6 protein-coding genes are annotated in these 5,384 nt (G+C 51.4%); 3 read left to right on the top strand and 3 right to left on the bottom strand.

Translation table 11 applies throughout. The features are described 5' to 3' along the window. Window positions 1-429: 429 nt before the first annotated feature. The 3 genes from QCH34_RS06085 (at window position 430) to QCH34_RS06075 (ending at window position 2,257) form a co-directional block, all read left to right on the top strand. Window positions 430-924 carry a GNAT family N-acetyltransferase gene (locus QCH34_RS06085; RefSeq protein ID WP_300331737.1) on the top strand — a complete coding sequence of 165 codons (495 nt, stop codon included), beginning with the start codon at window positions 430-432 and terminating at the stop codon, window positions 922-924. Then, the gene (locus QCH34_RS06080) at window positions 908-1,831 is read left to right on the top strand and encodes a phosphatidylglycerol lysyltransferase domain-containing protein (protein WP_300331735.1); all 924 of its coding nucleotides are present in this window, start codon (window positions 908-910) and stop codon (window positions 1,829-1,831) included. Before QCH34_RS06085 ends, QCH34_RS06080 begins: the two co-directional genes overlap by 17 nt. 174 nt (window positions 1,832-2,005) lie before the next feature. Beyond that, on the top strand, window positions 2,006-2,257 hold the full coding sequence (locus QCH34_RS06075) for a type II toxin-antitoxin system RelE/ParE family toxin (RefSeq protein ID WP_300331732.1): 252 nt from the start codon (window positions 2,006-2,008) through the stop codon (window positions 2,255-2,257). On the opposite strand, the gene QCH34_RS06070 is transcribed toward QCH34_RS06075, so the two are convergent. The 3 genes from QCH34_RS06070 to QCH34_RS06060 all read right to left on the bottom strand — a co-directional run. Then, window positions 2,254-2,445 (bottom strand): hypothetical protein, encoded by a 192-nt coding sequence (locus tag QCH34_RS06070; protein ID WP_300331729.1) that lies wholly within the window; start codon window positions 2,443-2,445, stop codon window positions 2,254-2,256. The genes QCH34_RS06075 and QCH34_RS06070 overlap by 4 nt on opposite strands. Before the next feature lie 94 nt (window positions 2,446-2,539). Next, window positions 2,540-4,120: a DEAD/DEAH box helicase gene (locus QCH34_RS06065; protein WP_300331725.1), complete on the bottom strand. Its 1,581-nt coding sequence runs from the start codon at window positions 4,118-4,120 to the stop codon at window positions 2,540-2,542. A gap of 123 nt (window positions 4,121-4,243) precedes the next feature. Further along, a partial coding sequence (locus QCH34_RS06060; RefSeq protein WP_300331720.1) for an OFA family MFS transporter occupies window positions 4,244-5,384 on the bottom strand: 1,141 nt, incomplete at its 5' end.

The following is a 5,384-nucleotide window of genomic DNA, read 5'->3' as shown; positions in this document are numbered from 1 at the left end:
GATACCGGATCCCGGGAACTGCTGCCATATCCAAAGCAGCTGTCCCCACACGGGCATGTCACCACCAGACCGGTTTCCCGGCAAGGTGGCCAGGTAAAGCGAATCGTTGGGAGAATTGTTCCCGGATTCGTTGCACCCCGTTGCCCTGCGACCTAATTAGATACGCAGAAGTCCCATTTATACCCTCTCTTTTGATCACCATAAAACAGGCATTCAGACCGATGCCCGACCCCCGGAATACCACAAACCGGGGAGATAGCTCCCGACGATACCAGTCCGGGAGGGGATCGCGCAGAGAATTCCATCAGATACCAGCCGGATCGCGCGGCAGGTACGAATGATTGCGCAGCCAAAGGAGGGCACACCCCGCTTTCGCCCGCATCTGAAAAAAAGCATTATAGAGGATGAAATAAAAAAGACTGCTCTCTAGTGATCGATCAGGGAGAGGCAGAAGATACCATGACAAACAGCCAGAAGCAGGGTAAGACACAGGCAATCTCGCTGCATATCGTTTCCGAATGGGAAACAGAGGAGATCGTCAACCTTTATCGTGTCGCCGGATGGTGGGAGAAGAACTCGGATAAGGCAAAGATCCCAGCCCTTATCAGGGGAAGCCACCGCTTTGTCGTGGCAGTCGATGAGATCACAGGTACAGCAGTTGGCATGGGAAGAACCATCTCGGATGGTGTCTCGGATGCATATATACAGGATGTCGTTGTCCGGAAAGAGTACAGGAGATGTTATATCGGCTTCCAGATCATCCGTTTTCTCACAGAACTCTGCGCGGAAGACGGGATAACATGGGTAGGACTCATATCAGAGCCGGGCACAATGCCATTTTATAAAAAAATCGGTTTCCAACCGATGGAACAATATGTACCGATGATCTACAGGAAGATGATATCAGATGCTCTCCCTGAATGATTTTTCTCCGATAACACTCGAAAACAAGGACATCATCGAGAAGTTTTTCCGCCGGTATCCACAGGTGCACAGCGATAACACCATCATTACGATGCTCACCTGGAATCACTATGCGCACTACCACTATGCCATACTGAATAACTCCCTCATCATCATGACGATCGTTGATGGGGAACGAACCTTCAGACCCCCAATAGGAGAAGAGGATGACGCACTCCTCTCAGATCTCCTCTGCCTTGCCTTTGAGGAGGGGGGGAGCACCCCGTTCCAGATGCTGGACGAGGCGGGGCGCAACTGGTTTCTACGCCTCCACCCGGATATCCCCCTCTATGAAGAACCGGAATTTGCAGACTACGTCTACCTCTCAACAGACCTTGCAGGCCTCCCCGGCAAAAAATACCTGACCATCCGCGGCCATCTCAATAAATTCAACAAGACAACGGATTTCACTGTTGAAGCAATCCGATCAGAGTCCATTGCGGAGATCTATGAGTTTCTCGAGAAGTGGTGCGAATGGAAACAGTGTGATGAGTATCCATTCCTTGCCTATGAGAAAGATGCTGTCCTCTATGCCGTCCGCCACTATGATGAACTGAACTGCCAGGGCATCCTCATTCGAACCGAACAGGGAATCGGCGCAATTGCGATCTGGGGCCATCAGAACGATGATACCATTGTCGTGCATTACGAAAAGGCACTTCCGGGATATGAGGGGATCTACAAGGCGATCAATATGCAGACAGCAAAAGCCGTCCAGTCAAGGTACAGGTTCATCAACCGTGAGTCTGATATGGGCGAACCGGGCCTCCGTGAGGCAAAAAGGCGATATCACCCCCACCATATGGCACCAGTCTGGTCAGTCCGGAGAGCGGATATGGATGCCCGAAGAGAGCGGTTCTGCAGATAAAATATCCAGATAAGACCGGCCAGGATTATGCAGGAATTCAGTACTATTCCGGCATATGCCACTCTGCCTCACAAGTAGATACACAAAGGAATAAAAATCGCGAAGGTGAGTGGTGCGTTTGACTTGAAACAGAACTTCTGGTTTTATCTGATGGCACTCGAAAAATAGTATGACGTGTTCAGGATCACTATTCGAAAGCAAGCTGAAGATAAGCTGAGAACATTCGATAAGGAAATACAGAGACACTTCGCCCAAAAAATCAGAAAGTTGTCGGAAAACCCGGATATACATGGAAAACCTCTCAGAGGCTCTCTTCATGGATTATGGGAACTCTATTTTGAAAGAAGATTCAGGATACTCTATTGTATTGATCTTGAAAGAAAAGAAGTAGTAATAGAAGCGATATGGCACAAGGATGATTTTTAAATACCCAATTCCTCTGCCAATTCCTCAAAATCCCTGGATGTAGTTTCTTTTCTCATTCCATTATTAATTTGATCCATCAGGTCGGCATTAGAGAGAATCTCTATTGTCCGTTTCATGGATTCGTATTCATCAAGAGAGATTGTTATCCACTCTGATGAATGCGTTCCATGCACAGTTTGTGGACTCATTGTCTGAGATATTTATCAATGTATGATAATAATGATTTGGTTCACTGCTACACTCGCATCTCTTTGTATAGGCGCGAAAGAAAAAAAATGAGGATTATTTGCTCTCGACTTTTGTCATCTCGACGGTGAAGCCCCGGATCGTCCGGTCCTTCATAATCTCGATGATCTCATGGATCCGGTCTGCCGGAACATCCACGTAGGAGAAACGCTCAAAGATCTCGATTGCACCGATGGATCGTCCGGGAAGCCCGGTCTCACCGGCGATAGCACCGACGATATCCTTTGCCCGGATCTGATTGTCACGGCCGATAGAGATCCGTATCCGTGCCATTCCCGGCTCAATTAAACCGCCCTCATTCTCATAGCTCTTGGTTTCGGTATCCCGGCCACCAAGGTGGATCTTCATAAGGGCTGTTGCGATCTCGATACAGGTGATGCCTTCCTCAAGTGCCTGCTCGATATAGGGGATGTAACGCTCACCAAGACCGGTCGCATTCACTTCTTTAACCTTCTCGATAAGGAGGCGTGCCTGCGACTCCTCCACATCCGAGGTGGACGGGATCGGGATTCGGGTGATCTTTACCTTGGCAAACCGCTGAATCTCCCGGAGCTTGTAGATCTCTTTTGGAGCGACAAAGGAGATGGATGTACCCGCCCTTCCTGCACGGGCAGTCCTTCCAATCCGGTGGATATAGTACTCCACATCCTGCGGAACATCATAATTGAAGACGCAGTCAATCTCGCTGATATCAAGCCCACGTGCTGCAACATCGGTTGCCACCAGGATATCGATTGAACCCTTCCTGAACTTTCCCATGACGCGATCGCGCTGGGTCTGCTTCATATCGCCATGGAGCGCGTCGGCAAAGTAGCCCCGTGCCTGAAGCCGCGAAGTGACGTCATCGACTGCACGCTTGGTGTTGCAGAAGACCATCGCCAGATCCGGGTTATAGATATCAACCAGTTTACAGAGGACATCCAGCTTCTCGCGTTCCTTGACCTCAAGATAACACTGTTCAATCTGGGGAACCGTCATCTCACCGTGAACGACCTTGATGAACTTCGGATCCTTCTGGTATCTCTTCGAGAGATCGAGGATTGCCGGGGGCATCGTTGCAGAGAAGAGGAGTGTCTGCCTCTTTCCGGGAGTCATCTTGAGAATCCGGGCGATATCATCCCTGAAGCCCATGTCGAGCATCTGGTCTGCCTCGTCAAGGACTGCAAACCGTACCTTGTCAAGAGAGAGGGTTTTCCGCTCAAGATGATCCATAATCCGCCCCGGTGTCCCGATCACAATCTGGGCACCTGCGCGGAGGGCGCGGAACTGCCGCTCTATCGGCTGGCCGCCATAGACGGGGACAATAGCGAGACCCTTTTTGAATTTACCAAAGCGTGAGAACTCTTCTGCAATCTGGATAGCCAACTCGCGGGTAGGTGCAAGAACGAGCACCTGGATATCCCGGCTTCCTGCATCGATCATCTCGATGAGTGGGATTCCAAATGCGGCTGTCTTGCCAGTTCCCGTCTGTGCCTGCCCTGTTATGTCATTTCCTTCAAGAATTGCGGGGATCGCCATCTTCTGGATGGGGGTCGCCTCCTCAAAGCCCATATCCGCTACGGCCTTCAGGAGGTCTTCGGATATTGAAAAATCAGAAAATTTTTGTGATTCAACCATTCTCTAGTATGTTGTTCTCTGAGGACTTAGCATCTTGGGTCAGGACCATGAGAGACGAAGAGAAAACACTGGGTTTTGAGGAGAAAATTCAATAAAAAAGTGACAGGGGAAACCTGTCTTGTTTTAGTCCCGGTTCTTTATCGGATGGAGCAGGAAGAAGGCTATCACCACACCGATCAATGCCAGCACCACGATGTAGGGGAAGACACCGATATATCCGCCGGTAGATGCCCTGATGAAACCGGCAAGCTGGGGGCCTGCGATTGCACCGGCACCATATGCCAGGAAGACCAGGCCATAGCACCGCGGATAATCGCAGGTGCCGAAGTACCGTGCGGTTGCCGTTGGCGCTATTGCCAGCCACCCGCCGAGACATCCCCAGAGTACACAGAACGCCACAATATAGGTGATCTGAGAGGGAATCTGCCAGAGCATCAGCGAGGCAGCGGCAATCAGCAGGAACGAGAGAACCGCTGCATTCCTGGGCCTGAGCAGATCGGTCAGCCAGCCAAAGGCAGGCCTGCCACCCCCATTGAAGATCGCAAATACCCCAACGAGCGCTGTTGCAAGTACCGGCGTAATGCCGACAACCTCAACCCCCACCGGCTGGGCGATGGATATTGCCATTAAGCCTGCAAGGCACCCGATGAAGTAGCAGATCCAGAGACCATAGAAGGTCGGCGTCCTGATCATCCTGGAACGGTCACACTCACAGGTTTCTGATGCTGCCGATGCCGGAGGAGTCCAGCCATGCGGCGTCCATCCCGTTTCAGGGAACTTAAGCGGCATCGAGCAGATCAGGATGATGATCAGGAATGCTGCACCGAAGATCCTGAAGGTATCCATAACCCCGACCATGGGGATGAGGAGGCCTGCAATGTTTGCCGATATGAAGGCCGAGAAGCCAAACCCGAGCAGCGCAAGACCAACAGCAAATCCCCTGCGATCAGGGAACCAGCGGGTGGCAAGGGCTACAGGAACACCATAGGCTATACCGACACCCGCACCACCGATCACCCCGTAGACGAGATAGAGCATCTCCACTGAGGTTGCAGCCGATGCAAGCAGCCAGCCAAGGGCGGTGAGCAGGCCGCCAACGATCGTCGTCTTTCTCGGACCCCACTCATCGATATATCTCCCGGTAAGCGGCATCGCTATTGCGAAGGCGGCCAGGAAGATGGAGAAGGGCAGCAGCACTTCACTGGCAGTAACCGTCTTTCCAAGCTCGCTCGCGAAGTACTCTGTAAGGGGTGTCACAAAGACA

The organism is Methanocalculus sp., assembly GCF_029762515.1.
In the GTDB taxonomy this organism is placed as follows: Archaea; Halobacteriota; Methanomicrobia; order Methanomicrobiales; family Methanocorpusculaceae; genus Methanocalculus.
This window is presented reverse-complemented; position numbering and strand designations above follow the sequence as displayed.

Bases quoted from the DNA above. Each gene is read 5' to 3' on its own strand.
- QCH34_RS06080 (WP_300331735.1), top strand. From the start codon at position 908: ATGCTCTCCCTGAATGATTTTTCTCCGATAACACTCGAAAACAAGGAC.
- QCH34_RS06070 (WP_300331729.1), bottom strand. From the start codon at position 2,445: ATGAGTCCACAAACTGTGCATGGAACGCATTCATCAGAGTGGATAACA.
- QCH34_RS06065 (WP_300331725.1), bottom strand. From the start codon at position 4,120: ATGGTTGAATCACAAAAATTTTCTGATTTTTCAATATCCGAAGACCTC.